21 protein-coding genes are annotated in these 22,549 nt (G+C 73.3%); 4 read left to right on the forward strand and 17 right to left on the reverse strand.

Annotation, left to right across the window (positions count from 1 at the left end; translation table 11 throughout):
* Positions 1 to 248: 248 nt before the first annotated feature.
* On the forward strand, positions 249 to 1,535 hold the full coding sequence (aspS, locus tag ACGFIR_RS22425) for an aspartate--tRNA(Asn) ligase (RefSeq protein WP_393146929.1): 1,287 nt from the start codon (positions 249 to 251) through the stop codon (positions 1,533 to 1,535).
* Positions 1,536 to 1,664: 129 nt separating this feature from the next.
* Here the strand turns inward: aspS and ACGFIR_RS22430 are convergent, their stop codons facing one another.
* The 6 genes from ACGFIR_RS22430 to ACGFIR_RS22455 all read right to left on the reverse strand — a co-directional run bounded on the left by ACGFIR_RS22430 (position 1,665) and on the right by ACGFIR_RS22455 (position 6,837).
* Positions 1,665 to 2,294 (reverse strand): TetR/AcrR family transcriptional regulator, encoded by a 630-nt coding sequence (locus ACGFIR_RS22430; protein WP_393146931.1) that lies wholly within the window; start codon positions 2,292 to 2,294, stop codon positions 1,665 to 1,667.
* 14 nt (positions 2,295 to 2,308) lie between these two features.
* On the reverse strand, positions 2,309 to 2,983 hold the full coding sequence (locus ACGFIR_RS22435; RefSeq protein WP_393001965.1) for a DUF4166 domain-containing protein: 675 nt from the start codon (positions 2,981 to 2,983) through the stop codon (positions 2,309 to 2,311).
* The gene (locus ACGFIR_RS22440; protein ID WP_393146933.1) at positions 2,980 to 3,687 is read right to left on the reverse strand and encodes an SRPBCC family protein; all 708 of its coding nucleotides are present in this window, start codon (positions 3,685 to 3,687) and stop codon (positions 2,980 to 2,982) included. The genes ACGFIR_RS22435 and ACGFIR_RS22440 overlap by 4 nt, the downstream gene beginning before the upstream one ends.
* Positions 3,688 to 3,793: 106 nt before the next feature.
* Positions 3,794 to 4,186, reverse strand: a complete 393-nt coding sequence (locus ACGFIR_RS22445) for a VOC family protein (RefSeq protein WP_393146935.1) — start codon at positions 4,184 to 4,186, stop codon at positions 3,794 to 3,796.
* A 114-nt stretch (positions 4,187 to 4,300) separates the two neighbouring features.
* On the reverse strand, positions 4,301 to 4,939 hold the full coding sequence (lipB, locus tag ACGFIR_RS22450; protein ID WP_393001971.1) for a lipoyl(octanoyl) transferase LipB: 639 nt from the start codon (positions 4,937 to 4,939) through the stop codon (positions 4,301 to 4,303).
* A gap of 77 nt (positions 4,940 to 5,016) precedes the next feature.
* On the reverse strand, positions 5,017 to 6,837 hold the full coding sequence (locus ACGFIR_RS22455) for a DUF3488 domain-containing protein (protein ID WP_393001973.1): 1,821 nt from the start codon (positions 6,835 to 6,837) through the stop codon (positions 5,017 to 5,019).
* Positions 6,838 to 6,998: 161 nt separating this feature from the next.
* Between ACGFIR_RS22455 and ACGFIR_RS22460 the strand changes: the two genes are divergently transcribed.
* Positions 6,999 to 8,246 carry a PHB depolymerase family esterase gene (locus tag ACGFIR_RS22460; protein ID WP_393001975.1) on the forward strand — a complete coding sequence of 416 codons (1,248 nt, stop codon included), beginning with the start codon at positions 6,999 to 7,001 and terminating at the stop codon, positions 8,244 to 8,246.
* A 126-nt stretch (positions 8,247 to 8,372) separates the two neighbouring features.
* Here ACGFIR_RS22460 and ACGFIR_RS22465 read toward each other — a convergent pair whose 3' ends face one another.
* The 9 genes from ACGFIR_RS22465 to lpdA all read right to left on the reverse strand — a co-directional run bounded on the left by ACGFIR_RS22465 (position 8,373) and on the right by lpdA (position 17,621).
* Positions 8,373 to 9,275 (reverse strand): TIGR01777 family oxidoreductase, encoded by a 903-nt coding sequence (locus ACGFIR_RS22465; protein ID WP_393001977.1) that lies wholly within the window; start codon positions 9,273 to 9,275, stop codon positions 8,373 to 8,375.
* Between the two features lie 173 nt (positions 9,276 to 9,448).
* Positions 9,449 to 9,964, reverse strand: coding sequence for a M23 family metallopeptidase (locus tag ACGFIR_RS22470; RefSeq protein WP_393001979.1), 516 nt, complete (start codon positions 9,962 to 9,964; stop codon positions 9,449 to 9,451).
* Between the two features lie 355 nt (positions 9,965 to 10,319).
* Positions 10,320 to 11,237, reverse strand: a complete 918-nt coding sequence (locus ACGFIR_RS22475; RefSeq protein WP_393001981.1) for an LLM class flavin-dependent oxidoreductase — start codon at positions 11,235 to 11,237, stop codon at positions 10,320 to 10,322.
* Between the two features lie 132 nt (positions 11,238 to 11,369).
* Positions 11,370 to 11,867, reverse strand: a complete 498-nt coding sequence (locus tag ACGFIR_RS22480; protein ID WP_393001983.1) for a hemerythrin domain-containing protein — start codon at positions 11,865 to 11,867, stop codon at positions 11,370 to 11,372.
* Between the two features lie 108 nt (positions 11,868 to 11,975).
* A complete protein-coding gene (locus tag ACGFIR_RS22485) occupies positions 11,976 to 12,392 on the reverse strand; it encodes a type II toxin-antitoxin system VapC family toxin (RefSeq protein ID WP_393001985.1) in 417 nt (138 codons plus the stop codon).
* Entirely contained in the window at positions 12,382 to 12,651 is a 270-nt protein-coding gene (locus ACGFIR_RS22490) for a type II toxin-antitoxin system prevent-host-death family antitoxin (protein ID WP_132236089.1), read from the reverse strand. Before ACGFIR_RS22490 ends, ACGFIR_RS22485 begins: the two co-directional genes overlap by 11 nt.
* Before the next feature lie 73 nt (positions 12,652 to 12,724).
* Positions 12,725 to 14,056, reverse strand: a complete 1,332-nt coding sequence (locus tag ACGFIR_RS22495; protein ID WP_393146937.1) for a low temperature requirement protein A — start codon at positions 14,054 to 14,056, stop codon at positions 12,725 to 12,727.
* 241 nt (positions 14,057 to 14,297) lie between these two features.
* Positions 14,298 to 16,124 carry a 2-oxoglutarate dehydrogenase, E2 component, dihydrolipoamide succinyltransferase gene (gene sucB / locus ACGFIR_RS22500; protein WP_393146939.1) on the reverse strand — a complete coding sequence of 609 codons (1,827 nt, stop codon included), beginning with the start codon at positions 16,122 to 16,124 and terminating at the stop codon, positions 14,298 to 14,300.
* 66 nt (positions 16,125 to 16,190) lie between these two features.
* Positions 16,191 to 17,621: a dihydrolipoyl dehydrogenase gene (gene lpdA / locus ACGFIR_RS22505; RefSeq protein ID WP_393001991.1), complete on the reverse strand. Its 1,431-nt coding sequence runs from the start codon at positions 17,619 to 17,621 to the stop codon at positions 16,191 to 16,193.
* A gap of 141 nt (positions 17,622 to 17,762) precedes the next feature.
* Between lpdA and ACGFIR_RS22510 the strand changes: the two genes are divergently transcribed.
* Positions 17,763 to 18,092 carry a hypothetical protein gene (locus ACGFIR_RS22510; RefSeq protein ID WP_393001993.1) on the forward strand — a complete coding sequence of 110 codons (330 nt, stop codon included), beginning with the start codon at positions 17,763 to 17,765 and terminating at the stop codon, positions 18,090 to 18,092.
* 75 nt (positions 18,093 to 18,167) lie between these two features.
* On the opposite strand, the gene ACGFIR_RS22515 is transcribed toward ACGFIR_RS22510, so the two are convergent.
* Positions 18,168 to 19,739: a leucyl aminopeptidase gene (locus ACGFIR_RS22515; protein WP_393001995.1), complete on the reverse strand. Its 1,572-nt coding sequence runs from the start codon at positions 19,737 to 19,739 to the stop codon at positions 18,168 to 18,170.
* Between the two features lie 161 nt (positions 19,740 to 19,900).
* Between ACGFIR_RS22515 and gcvT the strand changes: the two genes are divergently transcribed.
* Complete coding sequence (gene gcvT / locus ACGFIR_RS22520; protein WP_393001997.1) at positions 19,901 to 21,025, forward strand: glycine cleavage system aminomethyltransferase GcvT; 1,125 nt, start codon at positions 19,901 to 19,903, stop codon at positions 21,023 to 21,025.
* Positions 21,026 to 21,192: 167 nt separating this feature from the next.
* Here the strand turns inward: gcvT and ACGFIR_RS22525 are convergent, their stop codons facing one another.
* The gene (locus tag ACGFIR_RS22525; RefSeq protein WP_393001999.1) at positions 21,193 to 22,488 is read right to left on the reverse strand and encodes a DUF2314 domain-containing protein; all 1,296 of its coding nucleotides are present in this window, start codon (positions 22,486 to 22,488) and stop codon (positions 21,193 to 21,195) included.
* Positions 22,489 to 22,549 lie beyond the last annotated feature (61 nt).

Genomic DNA, 22,549 nt, shown 5'->3' on the forward strand with positions numbered 1-22,549 from the left:
CCCTCCCGAGCTGCGGGAAGAACGGCGGATGGCCGGCGCGCCGCGCGCCTGCGCGGGCAGGCCGCACCGCCCAGTAGAGCCCGCCCGGCTGGCCCCGGTGAAAAGGCGACGAAAGAGGCCCCCGTTCCGCGGGGGCGAAGGTGTGGTGGCACCGCGAGGTTTCCCGCTCGCCCGCACCTGACGGGGTTGGGGCGACGCCCGCCACCGGAGCTGGTAGGCGTCGCGATCGACCGAGAGGCAGCCCTGCCATGCGACGTGTCCTGTCCCGCCAACTCCGCGCCCACGTCGGCGCGCCCGTCCGGATCGCCGGCTGGGTGCACCGCCGTCGCCCGCTCAAGTCGGTGGCCTTCCTGATCGTCCGGGACGCCGCCGGCCTCGCGCAGGTGGTGGTCACCGACCCGGCCGTCCGTGCCGAGGTGGAGAAACTCACCGAGGAGACGGTCGTCGAGGTCGCCGGCACGGTGGTCGCGAACCCGACGGCCCCCGCCGGGGTCGAGCTGACCGCGCCGACGGTACGACCGCTCGGCCCGCCCGCCGTACCGCCGCCGTTCGACCTGTACCGGCCGGCGCTCACCGCGAACCTGCCCACCCAGCTCGACCATGCGCCCGTCGCGCTGCGCCACCCGACCCGGTCGGCGGCGCTGCGCGTCTCGGCGGCGGCGGTGTCCGGCTTCCGGGCCACGCTCGACGCCCGCGACTTCGTGGAGATCCACACCCCGAAGGTGGTCGGCTCGTCCACCGAGAGCGGGGCGAACGTCTTCGCGCTGGACTGGTTCGGCCGGCCGGCGTACCTGGCCCAGTCGCCGCAGTTCTACAAGCAGCTCATGGTCGGCGTGTTCGAGCGCGTCTACGAGGTCGGGCCGGTGTTCCGGGCCGAGCCGCACGACACCGTCCGCCACCTGGCGCAGTACACCTCGCTCGACGCCGAGCTGGGCTTCGTCGCCGACCATCGGGACGTGATGTCCGTGCTGCGCGACACGCTGGCCGGGATGCTGGGCACTGTCACCGAGCGGGCCGGGGCCGCGCTGGCCACCCTCGGGGTGTCGGCCCCGGACGTGCCGGACGAGATCCCCGCCGTGCACTTCACCGAGGCGCTCAGGATCGCCGGCGCGCCGGCCGACGAGCCGGACCTCGCCCCGGCGCACGAGCGGGCGCTGGGCGAGTGGGCGCGGCGGGAGCACGGCTCGGAGTTCCTCTTCGTCACCGGGTACCCGATGGCGAAGCGGCCCTTCTACACCCACCCCGACCCGGCGCGGCCCGCGTACTCGAACGGGTTCGACCTGCTCTTCCGGGGCCTGGAGCTGGTGACGGGCGGGCAGCGGCTGCACCGGCACGCCGACTACCTGGCGGTGCTCGCCGCCCGGGGCGAGCCCGTCGAGCCGTACGCCGGCTATGTCGACGCGTTCCGGCACGGCATGCCGCCGCACGGCGGCTTCGCCATCGGCCTGGAACGCTTCGTGGCCCGTCTCACGGGCGCGACCAACATCCGAGAGGTCACCGCCTTCCCCCGCGACCTCCACCGCCTGACCCCCTAACCCCGCTGCCCCCTGCCCTCCCCCGCTGGCCCCCCGTTGATCATGAAGTTGTTGTCGTCGGCATCGGCGTGTCGCGTCGATAACTTCATGATCAACGCGGCCGTGCCGGGGCGGGGTGGGGTGGGTGGGTTAGGAGCGGGGGCGGGGGCGTAGGCGGGTGCGTAGGGCGCGGCGGGCCAGGGGGCCCAGGTCGTCGAGCACCTCCACCAGGACCGCGAGGCGTTCCAGCGCGTCGAGGGCGTCGCGCCCGCCGGCCGGGTCGACGCCCTCGAAGAGTTCCAGGCCGACGAACGCGGCCGAGATCGCGCGGGCCAGCCCCGCCGGGTCGGCGATCGCGGCGACCGGCGAGTCGCGCAGCAGCCGGTGCAGCACGGTCTCGATCTCGGCCGTCCACAGCCGCAGCGCGGCGGCCGTCGGCTCGGCGAGCCGCTCGTCGGTCTGGGCGCCCGCGAGCAGCTGGGCCAGGACGGCCACGTTGCCCTCGGCCCGTTCCTGCTCGTGCAGGACGCGACCCAGGTCGAGCAGTTCGCCCAGCGACCGTACCTGTGCGAAGCGGGCGCGGTAGACCGCGACGCGGGCCGCCGTCGCGTCCCGGCAGGCCTCGGCGAGCAGGGCGTCGACGCTGCCGAAGTGGTAGAAGACCAGGGCCTGGTTCACCCCGGCGGCGGCGGCGATGGTGCGGGCCGAGGTGCCGGCGATGCCGTGGCTGCGGATTGCCGCGAGCGCGCCGTCGATCAGCTTCTGGCGGGTGGCGGCCATGGGGGTCCTTTCCGTCAGTCCCCGGGATTCTCCCGCAGGGGGCGCACCGCCGCCGGCACCGGTGCCCGGCCGGGCCGGACGTACTCGACGGTGAAGCTGCCCGTGTATCCGAACAGCGGCCCGACGAGCGGGTTGGTCACCCGTACCTGGATGCGGAAGCGCCCGCTGCGCTCGTCGTACCACTCCCGCAGGTGCGCCTGGCCGGTGAGCGCCGCCGGGCAGGGCAGCCCGCCGCGGAAGCGCTGGGCGCCGCTGCGGACGGTCAGCGCGCCGGTGGGATCGACGCCCAGGTGCAGGTCGACGGCGAGATGCTGGTGGGTGCCCAGGTAGTCGACCAGGACACCGCGCCGCGGGCTGTAGACCATGGTGGCGTCGAAGCGGCGCCGGCGGTGCGTCGCCACCTGGAAGGTCCGCACGAACGTCAGCGTGGGCCGGCGGTACGAGTCGGCGTAGGCGTAGTTCTCGATGGTGAACGGGACGTCGACGCCGGTCTCCGGGAACAGGATGTGCCGCAGGGTGCCCAGGTGCAGGAACGGCGTCGTGAAGGCGGGGCCCCGCCAGACGCGCTCCATGACGCCGGTGCCGACGCAGCCCAGGTCGGTGCCGCCGTCGACGCCGAAGCGGCGCCGCAGTCGCGGATGCAGTCGGTCGAAGTCGGCGCCCAGGGCGCGCTGGAAGACGGAGGTCACAGCTTCTCCAACAGCGACGGGGCCCGGGCGGCGAGACGGTCGGGCGGCCGACGTCGGCAGCGGCGGGCGGCGGGGGTGTGCGGGTGGGGTGGCAGCGCCACCGCGACCACCGAGGCGGCGAGCGCCGCGAGCGCCCCGGCGGGGGCGCCGTCGAGCCACGCGACCAGGGCACCGACGCCCGCGACCGCGAGCGCCCGGAGGGCCACCTCGCGCGCCGCGTTCCCCAGGGCCCGCTCCGGCGGTACGTCCTGCTCCAGCCACAGCCGCAGCCGGTCGAACGACCACGCCGTGGCCCAGCCGAACACCGGGCGGAACGCGAGGTCGGCGAGCCGCCCCCAGGCTCCCCAGCGGGGGGCGTACGTGTAACCCGTCAGGAACCGCACCCCGGCGGGGCCGGGCACGTAACGCCAGTAGCCCGAGCCCGACGCGATCAGGGAGCGCGGATCGTCGGAGCCGAAGCGCAGCGCCGAGGTACGCGTGCCGTCCGGCCGGGTCCGCTCGCCGGCGTGCACGCCGTACCCGCCGATCCGGACGGCCGGCAGCACCCGGGTGACGTAGCGGAACCGGGCGGGCGTCGTGCCCGGCACGGGGTCGATGGCGCTGAACCGGACGTCCCAGCGCGGGTGTGTGCCGGGGTCCTGCGTCACCCGCCAGACCCGTTCCATCGGCGCGGCGATGAGCGTCTCGACGTAGACGGCCCGCATCGGCATCCTCCGTTTTGAGCAGTTGCTCAAGACGGAGCGTACCGCGCTTTGAGCGATCGCTCAATGGGCCGGTTTCGAAGTCGAGGACTCCCCGTCGGGCGGGTGGTCAGGCGGAACCGAGGAGGTCCCAGAGGTTGCCGGCGATGTCGCGGAAGACGGCGACCCGGCCGTGCGGCTCGGTGCGCGGGGGCTTCACGAACTCGACACCCGCCTCGACCATCCGCCGGTGGGCGGCGTCGAAGTCGTCGACCCGGAGGAAGAAGCCGACCCGGCCGGCGACCTGGTCACCCACAGCCTGCGCCTGCCGGTCACCGTCGGCGCGGGCCAGCAGCAGTCCGGTCCGCGCGCCGGGCGGGCGGACGACGACCCAGCGCTTCGGGCGGCCGTCGTTGGTCAGCGAGGGGGAGTCCTCGACCAGCTCGAAGCCGAGCACGTCGGTGAAGAAGTCGATGGCCGGGTCGTACTCGGCCACGACGACGGTGACCAGATCGATCTGCATGCCCGTGAGGATAGGGGCGGGCCGGGGCCCGACGCGGCGCCGGAACCGGCGTGGGATTCCACGGGGCTCCTCGTCCGACGGGCCGGCGGTGGAGCGGACGCGGCCCGCCGACGGTCACGCCAACAGCGTCGGCAGGTGGCGCTCGACGACCGGCAGCACGTCGGCCACGGCGACCGGGCGGCCCAGCTCGGCGGTGAGCGAGGTGACCCCGGCGTCGCGGATGCCGCAGGGCACGATCCGGTCGAAGTACCCCAGGTCGCAGTCGCAGTTGATGGAGAAGCCGTGCAGGGTCACCCCGCGGGCGACCCGGATGCCGATGGCCGCCACCTTGCGGGCCGGCCCCCGGTCGTCCTCGGGCACCCAGACCCCGCTACGTCCCTCGACCCGGCCGGCGGTCAGCCCGAACTCGGCGCAGACGTCGATCAGCAACTGCTCGGTGCGGCGTACGTAGGCGACCACGTCGACCGGGTCGGGCAGCCGCACGATGGGGTAGCCGACCAGCTGCCCAGGGCCGTGCCAGGTGATCTTGCCGCCCCGGTCCACGTCGACGACCGGGGTGCCGTCCATGGGGCGGTCCCACGGCTCCGTGCGCTTGCCGGCGGTGTAGACGCTCGGGTGCTCCAGCAGCAGCACGGTGTCGCCGCGCTCCCCGGCGACCACCGACTCGTGCAGCCGGCGCTGCTCGTCCCAGGCGGCCAGGTAGTCGAGGACACCGGCGCGGACGGCCGTGAGGCCGGGGGTCGTCGTGGTCACGCCGCCAAGCCTAGCCCCGTACCGGCGGGTCACCTGCGGTGACGCGGCTCACGAGGGGACGGATCGGCCGGGGCGGTTCAGCCCTGCGCGACCCGCCACAGCCACACGTCGTCCACCCGCTCGGGCGGGCCGAGCAGCGCGGTCACCGTACGCCGGATCGCCTCCTCGTCGACCGGCCACTTCGCCCCGTGCACCTCGTCGGCCAGCACGATCGTCTCGATCCGCCAGTGCCGCAGGTCGGCGCGGACCTCCTCGATGCTGCCCTCGGTGACGATCGGTACGGTCCCGGTCCGGCCGGCCTGGTCCACCAGTGCGCTGAACAGGCGCGGCGGCGGGCCGATCCGCCCCCGCCCGTCCGGGCCGCCGGGGCCGAGGAAGAAGCCGGAGGGGATGGCGAACTCGCCCTGCCGGTGCGCCAACGCGTACGCCTGCCAGCGCTGACCGTCGGGGTAGACGTCGAGGGTCAGCGGCACCGGGGTGAGCACCCCGCCGGGAGAGACATGTTCCCGCCACGTCCCGGCGGTGATGAAGCGTGGGATCGGCTCGCGCTCGATGGTCAGCAGCGGGGTCGGCACCAGCGGCAGCAGCGCCAGCACGAATCCCGCCCACCACGCCAGGCGCGTCCGGCGCTGCCGCGGCGGGTCGGCGCGCAGCTGGTCGACGGTGTACGCGAGCAGCACCCCGATCACCGGCGCCACGATCAGCGCCAGCCGGGCGGGCAGGGCGGCGTTCACCACCGGCAGGTTCCCGAGCAGGTCGAACGGCATCGGCAGGTCGACGCGCCGCCCGTCGATCTTGGCCACGGGACCGAACGACAGCACGGTGAAGACGGCGGCGGTCACGCCCAGCGCCCAGAGCGTCGCCCGGCGGCCCGCGTCGGCGTGGCGCCACAGCGTCACGAAGCAGGCGACGGCGAGCAGTGGCAGCCCGATGCCGAAGAACGAGTTCTCCTCGGTCGGGTTGGGCGCCAGCTGGGTGCCCAGTCCCGCCTCCCCGGCGAGCGACCGGCGCGGGTACGCCCCGTACGCGACGACGTCCTCGGAGTGGATGACGGCGTCGAAGCCGGTGCCGTGGAAGCGCTGCGGGCCGGCGAAGTGCAGCCACAGCGGGTACGCCAGCAGGACCCCCGCCACGACGGCGGTCACCCCGAGGCCGCGTAGGAAGGTCGGCAGCGCCGCGCGGGCCTCGGCGCGGTGGGCCGGGTGCAGCGCCCAGACGGCGACGAAGACGCCGAGCGCCAGCGCGGTGAAGAAGAGCCCCTCGGCGGCGATGGAGAAGGCGACCGCCACGAGCAGGCCGAGGATCGCGCCGTCGCGCAGCGCGTGCCGGGAGCGGCGCAGCGCGAAGGTCCGCCAGATCAGCAGCGGCACCAGCCAGCCCGCGGTCCAGTTCAGGTGGGCGTTGGCGTGCGAGACCATGCCGGGGGAGAAGCCAATGAACAGTCCGCCGACGGCGGCGGCGAGCGGGCTGCGGACCAGGTGCCGGGAGAGCAGCCAGTACCAGGCGAGCGCGGTGGCGGCCAGGTTGAGGGTGAGGATCACCAGGAACGTGGCGGGTGGCCCGATCAGGTACGTCAGCGGCGCGAAGACGACCGCGTACACGGTGATCGAGGTGTTGACCGCGAGGTTCACCCCGTCCGGGACGTTGACCAGGTAGGTGAAGAGCGGGTTGTCCCCGTGGGTCACCGCGTGACCGCCGAAGGCCAGCAGCCACTCGAAGAGCGCCTGGTCGCTGGAGTTGACCGTGATGGCGCGGGTGTTCGGGTCCCGCCACAGCCCGCTGGTCACCCAGACGGCGAGCGCCAGCGCGACCAGCGCCACGATCAGGTCGGCCCGCCGATGGCGGACGACGCGGGGCGGCGAGGCCGGCGAAGGCGCCAGGGACGGGGAGGACGGCACGCAGCGGACGTTACCAACCGCACCGGGGCAGGCCGGTCAGGACGCACATCCTTCCGGCCGTGAATGTGTGACCGTGCCCCATGTCACAGCATCGACGTATCGACGTAACCTCGCGGCAATTCGCGGGTGACCCAGTTCACACCCCGTCCCCAGGAGGCCCCGTGCGCCGCTCCCCGTCCCTGCTCGCCCGGCTGACCGGCGTGGTCGCCGGGGTGGTCCTCGCCGCCGCCGCGGTGACCACCGTCGCCGCCCCAGCCCAGGCTGCCACCCTGACCCAGGTCACCAACTTCGGCTCCAACCCCGGCAACCTCGCCATGTACGCGTACCGGCCGGACAACCTGCCGGCGGGCGCCCCGGCCGTCGTGCTGCTGCACGGCTGCACCCAGAACGCGGCCGGCTACTTCGCCAACTCCGGCTGGCAGAAGTTCGCCGACCAGTGGAAGTTCACCCTCATCGTGCCGCAGCAGTCCAGCGCCAACCAGGCGCTGAGCTGCTTCAACTGGTTCGTCGAGCAGGACATCACCCGAGGCTCGGGCGAGGCGCTGTCGATCAAGCAGATGGTCGACCACGCCCGGAACAACTTCGGCACCGACGCCTCCCGGGTCTTCGTCAGCGGCCTCTCCGCCGGTGGCGGGATGAGCGCGGTCATGCTCGCCACCTACCCGGACGTCTTCGCCGCCGGCTCGGTCATCGCCGGCCTGCCGTACCGCTGCTCGCCGCCCGCCTCCACCAGCACCTGCCAGTACAGCGGGGTGAACAAGACCCCGCAGGAGTGGGGCAACCTGGTCCGGGCCGCGTACCCGGGACACACCGGCCCGCGTCCCCGGGTCGCCGTCTGGCACGGCACGTCGGACACCACCGTCGTGCCGGCCAACGCCACCGAGCTGCGCGACCAGTGGACCAACGTCCGGGGCGTGTCGCAGACCCCCACCAGCACCGCGTCGCTGCCCGCCAACACGGCCCTCGAGGTGTACGGCAACGACGACGTACGCGTCTACCGGGTCTCCGGCATGGGCCACGGCACCCCGGTCGACCCGGGCTCGGGGGCGGAGCAGTGCGGCACCGCCGGCGCCTACCTGCTGGACACCATCTGCTCGGCGTACCACGACGCGGTCTTCTTCGGCCTGAACGGCGCGACGCCCCCCAGCCCCACCCCGACGGCGAGCCCGACCGTGAGCCCCACGGCGAGCCCCACCGCCAGCCCGACCGCCTCCCCGACGGCCAGCCCGACCACGGCCCCTACCTGCGTGACGGCCAGCAACTACGCCCACGTCGTCGCGGGCCGTGCGTACCACTCCGGCGGCTACGCCTACGCCAACGGCTCGAACGAGCGGATGGGCCTCTACAACACCTTCTACACCAGCACCCTCAAGCAGACCGCCCCCAACCACTGGGTGATCGGCTGCTGACCACCCCGCTCCCGCTCCGCCCGGTCCCTCTCCCGACGCGTTGATCATGAAGTTGTTGTCGTCCCGCGTGGCGTGTCATGACAACAACTTCATGATCAACCGGGGTCGGGCAGGCGGGGTGGGGGGTCAGGGGGTGGTCAGGGCGGCTTGCAGGGCCGTGGACAGGGTGGGGTGGCGGTAGGTGAATCCGGCCTTGGTGAGCACCGCGGGGAGGACGCGGGTGCTGGTCAGCGCCTCGTGGGCGAAGCCGCCGAGCGCCACCTTCAGCGCCAGCGCCGGGATCGGGATGATCGCCGGCCGGTGCAGCTGCCGGGCCAGCTCGCGGGTGAACTCGGCGTTGGTCACCGGGGCCGGTCCCACCAGGTTGACCGGCCCCGCGACGTCGTCGCGGTCCAGCAGGAACCGGACGGCGTCCAGCCAGTCCGCCATCGAGATCCACGGCAGCCACTGCCGGCCGCTGCCGAGCCGGCCGGCGATCCCCAGCTTGAACGGCAGGAGCTGCGGCTTCAGCAGGCCGCCGTCGCGGTGCAGCGGCAGCCCGGTGCGCATCCGCACGACGCGTACGCCCGCGTCCTCGGCCGGTCGGGTCGCGGCCTCCCAGACCCGGCACACGTCGGCCAGGAAGCCCTCGCCCGCCGGGGCGTCCTCCTCGACGGTCCGGTCGCCGGTGTTGCCGTACCAGCCGACCGCCGAGGAATTCAGCAGGGTCCGGGGCCGGTCGCCCTGCGTCAGGCCGGCGATGGTGATCGCCAGCGTGGTGGTGGTGTCGACCCGGCTGGAGCGGATCAGCTGCCGGTACCCGTCGTTCCACCGCTTGTCGCCCACGCCCGCGCCGGCCAGGTTGACCACCGCGTCCGCCTCGGCCACCACGGCCGGGTCGAGCTGCGCGGCGGCCGGGTTCCACTGCCGCTCGTCGGGGGTACGCGGCGGCCGGCGCACCAGCCGGGTGACCTGGTGTCCGTCCGCCGTGAGCCGGTCGATCAGCCGGGTGCCGAGGAAGCCGGACGCGCCGGCCATGAGGATCCGCATACCCACATCATCAGGTACGGGCGGCCACCCGTCCTGCGGCCGGTCACCTGCGCTCCTGCGGTCGGGGGCGGCGACGGTCGGATCCGGTCACCTGCACTCCCCGGCCGCGTGGCGGCGACGGCCGGATCGCCGTCGCCGCCACGCCCGGAACCCCGGGGCGGTCGACAGCTGGATCAGCAGCCGGCGAGCCGCACGTAGTTCTTCGTCCCGTAGTAGAGGGCCAGGTTGCCGCTGAAGCGCACCTTGATGTCGGCGCCGTTAAGGCGCTGCTCGTAGTGCAGGTGCGAGCCGGTGGAGCCGCCGCTGGTGCCCACGTACCCGATGGTCGTGCCGTAGCCGACGGTTTGGCCGACCGAGACGTTGAACCCGCTGAGGTGGGCGTAGTAGGTGGTGTACCCGTTGCCGTGGTTGATCCGCACGTACCGGCCGTAGCTGGTGTCACCGAGGTTGGTGACCCGGTCCACCGTGCCCGGGGCGCTGGCCTTGACCGGGTCGCCGTGGTCGTTGGCCCGGTTGAAGTCGATCGCGTACTGCGGGCTGTGGTCGCTGCGGGTCTGACCGGACCACGTCTGGTTGCACGGGAACGGCACCCGGAACGACGGTGCGGCGGCGGCGGGCGACGCCGGAACCAGGAACGCGGCGGTCGCCAGCACGGCGATGCTGAGGGAACTCGTCAGGCGGGAAAGCATCCTAACCTCCACGGTCATAACCTTCGATCTTTCGTCGGATGATGTCAGAAGGTTTCGATGACCGGAAGGTCGGAACTGATTCATAGGGGTCACTGGCTGGGAACCGGAGTTCCATGCTCCGCTGCCCTGCTGCTCAGCGCTGCTGTCCATGCCGAACATCGAGACGCCGCATCAGGGGCAGTTCCTGATCGTTGGCAGCTGAACGACTCGACCCGCCGGGGTGGCCGTTGCTGAGCTGTCAACGATCATGGGTAGGCAGGCAGAGCGATTGCCGTGTGCGGCGTCGAGGGGGCCTCGCGCGGGGTTCGCAGGGAGAGCCGGAACGCGCCGTACTGGTCGTCGTTCCGTGCGCTGCTCAGGCGGCGAGGCGGGCCAGTACCGGCGTGAGCGGGTCGAGCGCGTCCTTGCGTACGACGAAGTGGGTGACGCCCCAGCGGCGCCGGTGCGCGGCGACCGCCGCGACGATCTCGTCCTCGGTGCCGACGAGCACGAACGGTGTCGCGAGCAGCTCCGGCACGGTCAGCCCGACGTCGGCCGCCGTGGACGCGGCGGCGGCCTCGGCGTCGTCGGTGACGGCGACGTGCTGCACGAGCGCCTCCAGCACCGGCGGCTCGGCCCGCCCGGCCGCCCCGGCCGCGACGCAGTCGAGCTGCTGCTCGATGTCGGCCTCGCGCCAGCGCACCGTGTGCGCGTGGCCGTCGGGCAGAGTACGGCCGAGCCCGGACAGCCCGACGACGTCGGCGTGCGCGCCGGCCCAGCGCAGCATGGTGGAGTTCGCCGTGCCGAGGGTGAACGGGATCCGCCGCTGCACCGGTCGGGGGGTCTCCAGCCGTGCGGCCCGCATGACCAGGTCGGGGGAGTCGACGGTGACCTCCTCGCCGTCGAGCAGGGCGCGGACGGCCTCGGCGACGGCCAGGCAGCGACGCACCCGCCCGGCGACGTCGGGGCGCTCCCGCCCGATCGCGCGCCACTCGGCCGGGGTGTGGCCGGCGCCGAGGCCGAACCTGGCCCGCCCGCCGGAGAGCAGGTCGAGGGAGGCCACGTCCGAGGCGAGCAGCATCGGTTCGCGGACCCCGGCGTTGGAGACGTACGAGCCGAGGCCGATCCGCTCGGTCACCGCCGCGGCGGCGGCCAGCGAGACGAAGGGGGACGCCGCCGAACCCGGATGGTCGGCGGTGAACAGGGTGTCGAAGCCGGCCGCCTCGGCCCGCCGGGCCAGGTCCAGCCAGCCCGGGCCGTCGGACGGGACCGCCTGGAGGGAGAAGATCGCCATGCGCCCACCCTGCCCGGGCGCTGCCTACCGGCCAAGCCCGACGACCGCGATTCTGCTACCGGCAGACCCCGGGCCGGGTCGAACGCCGAGTCGACCCCCGTGGTGCCGCCGGCGCTCTCGCCCGGGTGCGGGTCAGCGGACCGGTCCAGGGTCACGGTCGAGCGGCGGGAGCGGAACCCCGAGGAGGCCCTCGGGGCTGCCCTCGGTCAGCCCGTTGAGCGCGCGCACGAGCTTCTTCTCCTCATAGACGAAGTGCGTCTCGAGCAGGGCGGCGAGAGTGTCCAGTTCGGCCCGCATCTCGTCGGGCGGCGCGGCCCCACCGACCAGTTCCTCGACCCGGCGCAGGGCCTCGGCCACGATGTGGTGGTCGGCCTCCAGCTCGCGCAGCACCGGGGCCAGCTCAGGCATCCGCTCGCCCAGCACCCGGAACGCCCCGGCGTCCTCGCCGGTGTGGTGCCGGGTCAGTGCCGCGCAGAAGGCCAGGCAGTGGGCTCGCAGGTCCCTCGGCCGTACGCCGGGGTCACCCACCCCCTCGCGCAGGCGGGCCAACTCCTCGCGGAGCCAGAGGTGGATCTCGACCAGGTGGTTGCCGAGGGCCCGCAGGCGCTCGTGCGGCGTGATGGGGGGCATGTGTGTCCCATGCTGTCCCGCGCCTCCATGCCCTCGGCGGTCTGCTTGCCGGGTGCACCGCGACGCTGCGCCCACCCTACGACAGCAGGCGCGGCGACACGTGCCCGGTCAGGGCCGCCGGACCGGCCGGACGGAGACCAGCTCCTCCAGCCCGACGAAGTCGGCCGGGTTGGTGGTGTAGAGCGACAGCCCGTTCGCGTACGCGATGGAGGCGATCATCAGGTCTGCCAGCCGGCGGCGGGTGGTGCGGCCCGTGGCCAGGACCGCACTGGTGACCAGGCCGAAGGCCCGCGCGGCCTCGGCGTCGAAGGGCAGCGGCTCGAACACGGCCTCGGCATGCTGGAGGACGCTGGTCCGCCGGGCCCGCTCGGCGCGGTCGTCGGTGTGGTGCGGGCCGGCGGAGAGCTCCGCGAGCGTTACGGCGCTGATCACCATCTGCTCGGGCAGGTCCTCCGGGCCGAGGGCGCCGAGGTGGATCACGACGTTCGTGTCGATCAGGCCACGGACCGGCGCCTCACCACTCACGGCTGAACGGGTCCTGCTCGACCGACGAATCGATGTCCGCGCGGAACCTCTCGTCGTCGAGTACGGGGGCCGTCGCGAAGGCGGCGAGCACCTCCGCCCGGGGGACGAACGTGCGCCGGCGCAGCGGGATGAGCTTTCCGACGGGGGTGCCGTTGCGCGTGATGACGAAGGACTCGCCGGACTCGACGTGCCGCATGATCGCGCCCGAGTCGTTGCGCAGCTCCCGCTGCGTTATCTCCCGATGAGCGTGCTCTGCCACGACACGATCCTAATCCAGGGTGCTACGGAGTGCTACGGCCCTGCGGGAGGGGGGTGTGCTCCGGGCCCGAGTGTCAGGTCGAGGGCTCGTCCGGGGTGGGCTCGCGCCAGCGGGCGCGCCAGGCGGCCTCGTGCGCCTCGTGGCTGGTCTTCTCCTCGAAGACCAGCTCGCGCAGGGCGCGCCGGGAGTCCGCCATGACCACCGCCTCGACGGCCACCAGCCCGATGCAGATCGCGGTGAGCAGGGCGAGGGCGGCCAACCCCGGCAACCGCTGGCCGACGGGGATGGCGGCGGCGAGCACGAGCACCGTGCCGACCCGCGTCCAGGAGACGGTGCGCAGGGTACGGGCCTGGAACAGCATGTTGGCGCACAGGTAGCAGATCACTCCGCCGAACAGCAGCAGGACGCCGGGACCACGCGTCGGGTCCCCGATCGGCGTCTCCGGCTCCGCGACCTGGTGCACGATCTCCTCGGCACCCAGGGCGAACAGGATGACTCCGGCGATCATCGGCAGGTGGAAGTAGGCGTACGCGTCCCGGGCCATCGCGACCCGGGGCCGGCCCTGGGCCGCGTGCAGGGCGATCCGGGCGGCCGGTGCGATCACGTCGTAGTGCGCCCACCACAGCGCGGCCGTGAAGAAGATGCCGAGCACCGCCGCGGCGACCGCCGGCCACGTCGGGGGCTGACCGAGCAGGTTGCTGCCGACGCCGACGGAGATGACCGACTCGCCCAGGGCGATGATCAGGATGAGGTCGTACCGCTCGGTCCAGTGCTCGGCGGAGGTCACCGTCCAGCCCCAGGCGCCGGCGACCAGACCTCCGCCGTACTGGAGCAGCACGACGCCGACCCAGAGCCCGTTGCGCAGCATCCCGGCCCGCTCCGTGTCCTCGATCTGCGGCGGGATCAGCGCGGCGGCCATGAGCAGCAGGGTGCTGACCGCCATCTCCGGGGAGTACTTGAGCAGCAGCCGGCGTTCGCCGGGCTTCTCCCGCGCGATGTGCCAGTACAGCGACAGGTGCACGCCCCGGATCACCAGGTAGCTGAGCGCGACCACCACCGGGCCGGCGGCCACGTCCTTCGTGTCGCTGAACGCCTGGGGGAGGGACAGCGCGAAGCTGAACAGCGCGGCCATGCCGAGGACCATCAGCACCGGGACGAAGCCCTCGCCGAGTCGTACCCGGGTGGCGACCACGCAGTGCACCACCCAGCACCACCAGAGCACGGCGAGCACGAGCATGGCGTGCGCGATCTGCCAACCGGAGATGTGGGCGGCGGTGGTCCTGGTGATGATGAAGAACGAGAAGACGAAGACCAGGTCGAAGAACACCTCGAACCGGTCGACCCGGGCGCCGGGGGCGATCGAGACGGCCGGTCCCAGCCGCTCGCTCCACCGGATGCCACCCACCCCGTCACTCTGGCAGCGCCCTGTCCTCACCGGGACCGAATCGCACCAGTCCGGCGGCCGGACGGCGGCCGGACGGCGCTCCGGGAAGCTCGGCGCGACGGCGCGACGGCGCGACGGCGGGGGCGGCGGGGGGCGGCGGGTCGGTGGGGGCGGCGGGTCGGCAACCGCCGTGGCTCGGGCGGCGGAACGGCGAAGGGCGCCCCGGTCGGTGACCGGGGCGCCCTTCGTCGTCGTGCGGGAACTACAGGCCGAGCTCGGCCTCGAAGTTGCCGGCCTCCAGGCGCTCCTTGACCGCGACCAGGAAGCGGGCGGCGTCCGCGCCGTCGATCAGCCGGTGGTCGTACGACATGGCCAGGTAGACCATCGACCGGACGGCGATGACCTCGCCCAGCTCCGGGTCGTTGACCACGACCGGACGCTTGACCACGGCACCCGTGCCGAGCATCGCCGACTGCGGCGACGGCACGATCGGGGTGTCGAAGAGGGCGCCGCGGCTGCCGGTGTTGGTCAGCGTGAAGGTCGCCCCGGCGATCTCGTCCGGGCTGATCTTGTTGGTGCGGGTGCGCTCGGCCAGGTCGGCGATCCGCTTGGCGATGCCGCCCAGGTTGAGGTCGCCCGCGCCGTGGATCACCGGCACCATCAGGCCCCGCTCGGTGTCCACGGCGATGCCGAGGTTCTCCGAGTCCGGGTAGGTGATCGTGCCGGCGTCGAGGTCCATGCTGCCGTTGACGATCGGGTACGCCTGGAGCGCCTCGACCGCCGCGAGGGCGAAGAACGGCAGGAACGACAGCTTCACGCCGTGCCGCTGCTGGAACGACTCCTTGGCCTGCGCCCGCAGCTTGGCGACCTTGGTGACGTCCACCTCGACCACGGTGGTGAGCTGCGCCATCTCGTGCAGCGACTGCTGCATCCGCTTGGCGATCGTCGCCCGGATCCGGGGGAGCTTCTCGGTCGTGCCGCGCTTGGCGCTCGGCTGCGGCTTGGCGGCCGGCTTGGCCGGGGCCGCCGCCGCGGCGGGCTGCTGCGCCGGGGCCGGCGCGGCCTTGGCGGCCTTGGCCTTCTCCGCCGCCTCCAGCACGTCCTGCTTGCGGATCCGGCCACCGACGCCGGTGCCGTTGACCGAGGAGAGGTCGACGCCGTGCTCGCTGGCCAGCTTGCGCACCAGCGGGGTCACGTAGCCGGCGGCCTCCTCGCCGCCACCCTGCGCGGGCGCCGACGGGCGCTGCGCGGCCGGGGCCGACGGGACGGCCTTCTGCTCGGCCTGCGCGGGCTGCGCCGAGGTCTCGGCCTCCGCCGACGGCTCGTTGTACGACAGGCCCGGGGTCGGCTCCTCCGCCTTGGGCTCGGGCTTGGCCTCCGCCTTCGGCTCCGGCTTGGGCTCGGGCTTGGCCTCCGCCTTGGGCTCGGGCTTCGGCTCGGCCTTGGGCTCCGGCTTCGCCTGCGCTCCGGCGGCACCGATCACGGCCAGGTCGGCGCCGACGGCGGCCGTCTCGTCCTCGGCGACCTTGATCTCCAGGACCGTGCCGGCCACCGGCGACGGGATCTCGGTGTCGACCTTGTCGGTGGAGACCTCCAGCAGCGGCTCGTCCACCTCGACGGTCTCGCCGACCTGCTTGAGCCAGCGGGTGACCGTACCCTCGGTGACGCTCTCGCCCAGGGCCGGCATCTTGACCGGGGTGCCCTCGCCCGACGGCGCCTGCTCGGCCTGCGCCGGCGGCTCCTCGACGGCCGGCTGCTCCGCCTCGGCCTGCGGCTCCTCGGCTGCCTCCTCGGCCTCCTCGGCCGGCTCCTCCTGCTGCCCGGCGGACTCGCCGCCGCCGGTGGACTCGCCCTCGCCCGCGATCACGGCCAGCTCGCTGCCGACCTCGGCGGTCTCGTCCTCGCCGACCACGATCCGGCTCAGCACACCCGCCGCCGGGGACGGGATCTCGGTGTCGACCTTGTCGGTCGACACCTCGAGCAGGGGCTCGTCGACCTCGACGGTGTCGCCCTCCTGCTTGAGCCAGCGCGTGACGGTGCCCTCGGTGACGCTCTCGCCGAGCCGGGGCATGGTGACCGATACCGGCATCTTCTAAGACTCCTTCATTCCCCTGGTGGGATCATCGCCCGTCGCCGGACGCCGCGGTTGTCGTGATCAGGCGTGTGCGTGCAGCGGCTTGCCGGCGAGCGCCAGGTGCGCCTCGCCCAGGGCCTCGTTCTGCGTCGGGTGGGCGTGCACGAGCTGCGCCACCTCGGCCGGGTACGCCTCCCAGTTGTAGATGAGCTGCGCCTCGCCGACCATCTCGCCGACCCGGGCGCCGACCATGTGCACACCGACCACGGGGCCGTCCTCCACCCGGACGAGCTTGACGAAGCCGGCCGTCTTGAGGATCTGGCTCTTGCCGTTGCCGCCCAGGTTGTAGTTGTAGGTCTTGACCTTGTCGGCGCCGTACTGCTCCTTGGCCTTCGCCTCGGTCAGGCCGACCGACGCCAGCTCCGGGTCGCAGTAGGTGACCCGCGGGATGCCGGCCTCGTCGATGACGGCCGGGTTCTGGCCGGCGATCTCCTCGGCGACGAATATGCCCTGCTGGAAGCCACGGTGGGCGAGCTGGAGGCCGGGGACGATGTCGCCGACGGCGTAGACGTTCGGCACGCTGGTGCGCAGCCGCTCGTCGGTCAGCACGTAGCCGCGGTCCATCTTGACGCCCTGCTCCTCGTAGCCGAGGTCGGCGGTGTTCGGGCCGCGCCCGACGGCGACCAGCAGCAGCTCCGCCTCGACGGTGTCACCGCCGGCGATGGTGACCTTGACGCCCTTGTCGGTCTTCTCGACCTTCTCGAACGGCTTGCCGACCTTGAAGTTGATCTTCCGCTTGCGGAACGCCCGCTCCAGCGCCTTCGAGGACTCCTCGTCCTCGGCCGCGACCAGCCGGGGGAGCGCCTCGATGATCGTGACGTCCACCCCGAAGGACTTCCACACGCTGGCGAACTCGACGCCGATCACGCCGCCGCCGAGCACGATCGCCGAGGCCGGGACCCGGTCGAGGGTGAGCGCGTGGTCGCTGGTGATGACCCGCTCGCCGTCGACCTCCAGGCCGGGCAGGCTCTTGGCGTACGACCCGGAGGCCAGCACGACGTTGCGGCCGGTGTAGCGCTTGCCGTCGACCTCGACGACGTTCTTGCCCACCAGCTTGCCGTGCCCCTCGACGATGGTGATCGCCTTGTTGCCCTTCAGCATGCCCTGGAGGCCCTTGTAGAGCCGGGAGATCACGCCGTCCTTGTACGAGTTGACCCCCGCCATGTCGATGCCGACCAGCTCGGTCTTCACGCCGAACTGCTCCGACTCGCGGGTCTGGTCGGCGATCTCGGCCGCGTGCAGCAGCGCCTTGGTCGGGATGCAGCCGTTGTGCAGACAGGTGCCGCCGAGCTTGCCCTTCTCGACCAGCGCGACCTTCAGGCCCAGCTGGACGGCGCGCAGGGCGGTCGCGTAGCCGCCGCTGCCACCTCCGAGGATGACGATGTCGAAGGTTGCGTCGTTCGGCTCGCTCACGTCCAACTCCCAGGTCGCGTCACTGCTTCGGGGGGTCATGGCGGGGTAAGACGGGCACACCCCACCTCGGTCATCTTGTCACCACCGCCCGCCGCCCGCGTACCGAGGTGCCCAACGACACGTCCGTGGCACGTACCCTTGGCACTGGCTCGCATGACGGACCGGAGGGGGAGACGCTCGGTGGGACTGTTCCGGCGACGAAAGAAGACGCGGGCGGTCAGCCTGGACCGGGCCGCCGACCGCGCCGACCTGGAGCACCTGGAGGGCTTCGTCCGCAGCCGGCGCGGGGTCGAGGCGTACATCGAGCCACGCACCACCGTCACCGAGACCACCGTCATGCTGATCGCCGACGACGGGGAGTGGACCCGCCGGCGCATCGACGGCCCCGACGGCGCGCGCCGCTTCGCGTACCGGATGGGCATCCCGGTCTACGACGTGCGGCTGATGGGCTACCCGCAGCGGATGCGCGACTTCAACGAGCGCCGCAAGCGCCGCCCCGAGCTGTTCTGACCCCCGCCTCCGGCAGATGCGGGGAGGGCCCCTCACCTGACGCGTCGCGTCGGTGAAGGGCCCTTTCCGCACCCGTCAGCCGTTGGCGGCGACGTCCTCCACGAGGTGGACCAGCGTGCGCACCGGCACGCCCGTGCCGCCCTTGGTCCAGTAGCCGGTCGGCTCGCCCGAGTGGTAGCTCGGTCCGGCGATGTCGATGTGCGCCCAGGCGACGTCGGAGCTGACGAACTCCCGCAGGAACACCCCGCCCTGGAGCATGTGCCCGGCCCGATCCATGCCGGCGTTGACCTGGGAGATGTCCGCCACGTCGGAATCCATGCCCTTGCGTACGTCGTCCGGCAGCGGCATCGGCCAGGCCGGCTCGCCGACCGCGTCGCCGGCGTCCCGGACCCGCTCGCACAGCTCGGGGGTGCCCATCACGCCGGCGATCCGCTTGCCCAGCGCGACGACCTGCCCGCCCGTCAGGGTGGAGGTCTCGAAGAGGTAGTCGCAGCCGTCCTCGCAGGCCCGCGCCATGGCGTCGGCCAGGATCATCCGGCCCTCGGCGTCGGTGTTGAGCACCTCCACCTTCTTGCCGTTGTACATGCTGATCACGTCACCCGGCCGGTACGACCGCCCGGACGGCATGTTCTCCGCCATCGGCAGGTACGCCGTCACGGCCACCGACGGCTTGAGCGCGGCGATCGCCAGCATGGTCGCGGCCACCGCGGCGGCGCCACCCATGTCGGACTTCATCTCCCACATGCCCTGCGCCGGCTTGATCGAGATGCCGCCGGTGTCGAAGGTGATGCCCTTGCCGACCAGCGCCACCCGCTTGCCGTTGCCGCCGCCGGCCGGGGTGTAGCTCAGCTTGACCAGCCGCGGCGGGGCCTCGGAGCCCTGTCCGACGGCGACGATGCCGCCGTACCCGCCCTCGGCCAGGGCCGCCTCGTCGAGCACCTCGACGGTCAGGCCGGCCTCCCGGGCGGCGTCGGCCACCGAGTCGGCGAACGACGGCGGGCGCAGCTCGTTCGGGGCGGTGTTGACCCAGTCGCGGCTGCGCCGCACCGCGCCGCCGACCACCTGGGCGCGGGCGATCTCGGCCTGGGCGCCGGCGTCGGCGGCGTCCGGCACGGCGATGAGCACCTCGGCGACCGGCTCGCGCCGGGCCGGCTGGGGCCGGGTCTTGTAGCCGGCGAAGCGGTAGCCGCCGAGCAGGGCGCCCTCCGCGACCGCGCGCAGCGCCGCCGGCGCGTCGGCGTCGTCCGGCAGCGGCAGTGCGAGCGCCACCCGCGGCGCGCCCGCGAGCGCCCGTACGGCCGCACCGGCGGCCCGGCGCAGGGTTTCCGGGGCCGGGGCGGCACCCGTCGGCTCCGGGCCGAGCCCGACGGCGGCGACCACCGGGGCGGTCACGGTGCCCAGCGTGGCCAGCTTGATCACCTCGCCGGGGCCACCGGTCGCGCCGAGCAGGGCCAGCGTCTCGGTCAGCCTGCCGTCGAAGGCGGCGGCGATGCTCTCCGCTCCGCTGGCCAGCAGCAGGGTCCCGGCCAGGCCGCTGGTGGCGGCCTGCTCTCCGGTCTGGCTGTGCACGCCGATCACGATCGCGTCGACGGCTAGCTCGGCGGGGTCGGTGTCGACCAGGCTCAGGGTGGTGCTGGGCGATGTCACTGAAGCTACTCCGGGCGGGCCGGGCCGGTCGCGTCGTCGCGTACCGGCGATGGAGGTCTCCGGCGGAACGTACCCGCCGGAGGTCGGGGCTGTCCCGCCGACGGCTCCGACGGGTCCCGCCGATGCTAACCAGCCGTCCAGCTCCCGGTAAGTTCCCACCCATGACCGACGTGACCTCCGACGCCGCCGCGACCCGGCTGCGCCGTTCCCCGCTGCACGAGCGGCACACCGCTCGCGGCGCCAAGTTCGCCCCGTTCGGTGGCTGGGAGATGCCGCTGGAGTACGCCGGGGGCGGGGTGCTGAAGGAGCACACCGCGGTGCGGACCGGGGTGGGCGTCTTCGACGTCTCGCACCTGGGCAAGGCGCGGGTCACGGGGGCGGGCGCGGCGGAGTTCGTCAACGCCTGCCTCAGCAACGACCTGGGCCGCATCGGGCCGGGCCGGGCGCAGTACACCCTCTGCTGCGACGACGCCACCGGCGGCGTGGTGGACGACATCATCGCGTACCTGCACGACGACGAGCACGTCTTCCTCATCCCGAACGCCGCGAACACCGCCGAGGTGGTGCGCCGGCTGCGCGCCGCCGCGCCGCCGTCGGTCACGGTCACCGACGAGCACGAGGCGTACGCCGTCCTCGCCGTGCAGGGGCCGCGCTCGGCCGAGCTGCTCGACGCGCTGGGCCTGCCGACCGACCACGACTACATGAGCTTCTCCACGGCGACGCTCGACGGGGTCGAGCTGACGGTGTGCCGCACCGGCTACACCGGGGAGCTCGGCTACGAGCTGGTGGTGCCGGCGGCCGACGCGGTCGCGGTGTGGGACGCGCTCTTCGCGGCGGATCCCGAGCTGCGCGCCTGCGGGCTGGCCGCCCGGGACACCCTGCGCACCGAGATGGGGTACCCGTTGCACGGCCAGGACCTGTCGCCGGAGATCACCCCGGTGCAGGCCCGCTCCGGCTGGGCGGTGGGCTGGGACAAGCCGGCCTTCTGGGGCCGCGACGCGCTGCTCGCGGAGAAGGCCGCCGGCCCGAGGCGTACGCTGCGCGGCCTGGAGGCGGTCGACCGGGCGATCCCGCGCCCCGGCATGACGGTGTACGTCGGCGACGCGCAGGTCGGCACGATCACCAGCGGCACGTTCTCGCCCACGAAGAAGCAGGGCGTCGCCCTCGCGCTGCTCGACACCGGGGCGAAGCTGGCCGACGGCGACCTGGTCGAGGTGGACATCCGCGGCCGCCGCGCCCAGATGCGCGTGACCCGCCCCCCGTTCGTGACCCCCTCGGTCCGCTGACCCACCCACCCCACCGCACCCCACCCACCCCACCCTCCGCCTCGCCCTGTTGATCATGAAGTTGTTGTCGCCCGGATCGGCGTGTCCCGGCAACAACTTCATGATCAACGCGACGGTGCGGGCGGGGAGGGCGGGAGTGGGTGGGAGTGGGAGGTGGGGAGGGAGGGTCAGAGTGGGGGGTGGGGGCGTTCGCCGGCGTCCAGGACGGCCTGGGTCCAGCCGCCCTCGATGACGCCGGTGCCGTCCAGCACGGCCCAGTCGACCACGTCGGCGGCCTCCACCACGACCGGGGAGCCGATGCGCACGGTCGGGTCGGTGTCGGCGTCACTGGCGCTGGCCGCCTCGATTCGCTCCGGGTCGTCCCACGAGGTCACCCCCGCCCAGACGAGTTCCGGGCCGTCGTCGCCGGGCAGGCCGTACTTGACCACGAGCTGCGTCTCCGGCGGGAGCTGGCCGGCGCGGAACCGGGCCCGGATGTCGCCCAGCCCGGCCCGGGCGGTGGCGACCGCCCGGCTCATCGCGTCGCCCGGCCGGGCGTAGCGCACGTCCGGCTGGATGCCGGTGAAGAGGGTGGCGCAGGCGGTGGCGAAGTAGCGGCCGTCCGGTCCCGCGTACCCGGCGGGCGGGCGCAGGCTGAGGAACGAGTCGGCGTCGGGATCGGTGGCCGGGTCCAGCTCCAGCCGCAGCAGCACCGGCGCCGTCGCACCGTGCTGCTCCGGATTGCCGTACGCCACCGCGATGTCGTGTCCGGTCACGGTGGCCAGCACCGGCAGCTGCACGAACGCGGGCACCTCCTCACCGGAGAGCCCGTCGGTCCAGTCCCGCAGCAGCCGCCGCGCGGCACCGGTCATCACCGCGCCCCAGGCCCGGGTCAGGTGGTCCGGTACGCCCTGGGTCTGCAACTCCAGCAGCCCGAAGCGGCGCAGCCCCTTCGTGGTGAACCAGAGTCCCTCGGCGTCGGACGAGTAGGGCACCAGCACCCAGTCGACCAGCCGGATCCGCCCCTGGGCGTCGGGCAGCGAGCGCAGCGCCGTCGCCGGGTCGAGGAACTGGAGGCCGAAGACGTCCACCACGTCGCCCTCGACGGTCTCGGCGACGGCGGCGGCCACGGCACGGGCCGCCCACTCGTGGGCCGGCGGCCAACCGGGTCGGTACTCGGCCTGCACCACGACCAGGTGGCTCGCGGCGGCCAGCCGGGCCAGTTGCGCCTCGGTGGCGCCGAAGGCGGTGAGCAGGTCCGGCGGCAGCTCCGGGAACTCGGCGATCGGCCGGGTGTCCACGCTCATCAGCGGGCTCTCGAGCATCTGCCGCGCCAGCCCGTGCACGGGCTCGGCCAGCCGGCCGGTCAGCTGCGCCACGGCGGACTTCGTGCTCACCTTCGGTAGCCCCGTCATGGGCACCAGGTAGGTCGCGCTCAGCGATTCCGGAACCGGTACGGGCAGGAAGTCGTCCGTGATGAGCATGTCGTCCCCCGGTCGGCGGGTGCTGTCGTGGGAGAACGCTACCCGCCGGGGTGTGCCCCGC

Origin of the sequence: Micromonospora sp. NPDC049051 (assembly GCF_043197575.1) — a bacterium.
In the GTDB taxonomy this organism is placed as follows: domain Bacteria; phylum Actinomycetota; class Actinomycetes; order Mycobacteriales; family Micromonosporaceae; genus Micromonospora.

What these genes read in the sequence shown, in the direction of transcription:
- ACGFIR_RS22475 (WP_393001981.1), bottom strand. Translation starts at nt 11,237, where the DNA reads ATGGCGATCTTCTCCCTCCAGGCGGTCCCGTCCGACGGCCCGGGCTGG.
- ACGFIR_RS22440 (WP_393146933.1), bottom strand. Translation starts at nt 3,687, where the DNA reads ATGCGGGCCGTCTACGTCGAGACGCTCATCGCCGCGCCGATGGAACGG.
- sucB (WP_393146939.1), bottom strand. Translation starts at nt 16,124, where the DNA reads ATGCCGGTATCGGTCACCATGCCCCGGCTCGGCGAGAGCGTCACCGAG.
- ACGFIR_RS22430 (WP_393146931.1), bottom strand. Translation starts at nt 2,294, where the DNA reads ATGGCCGCCACCCGCCAGAAGCTGATCGACGGCGCGCTCGCGGCAATC.
- aspS (WP_393146929.1), top strand. Translation starts at nt 249, where the DNA reads ATGCGACGTGTCCTGTCCCGCCAACTCCGCGCCCACGTCGGCGCGCCC.
- ACGFIR_RS22470 (WP_393001979.1), bottom strand. Translation starts at nt 9,964, where the DNA reads ATGCTTTCCCGCCTGACGAGTTCCCTCAGCATCGCCGTGCTGGCGACC.
- ACGFIR_RS22480 (WP_393001983.1), bottom strand. Translation starts at nt 11,867, where the DNA reads ATGCCCCCCATCACGCCGCACGAGCGCCTGCGGGCCCTCGGCAACCAC.
- lpdA (WP_393001991.1), bottom strand. Translation starts at nt 17,621, where the DNA reads ATGACCCCCCGAAGCAGTGACGCGACCTGGGAGTTGGACGTGAGCGAG.
- ACGFIR_RS22465 (WP_393001977.1), bottom strand. Translation starts at nt 9,275, where the DNA reads ATGCGGATCCTCATGGCCGGCGCGTCCGGCTTCCTCGGCACCCGGCTG.
- ACGFIR_RS22445 (WP_393146935.1), bottom strand. Translation starts at nt 4,186, where the DNA reads ATGCAGATCGATCTGGTCACCGTCGTCGTGGCCGAGTACGACCCGGCC.
- gcvT (WP_393001997.1), top strand. Translation starts at nt 19,901, where the DNA reads ATGACCGACGTGACCTCCGACGCCGCCGCGACCCGGCTGCGCCGTTCC.
- ACGFIR_RS22525 (WP_393001999.1), bottom strand. Translation starts at nt 22,488, where the DNA reads ATGCTCATCACGGACGACTTCCTGCCCGTACCGGTTCCGGAATCGCTG.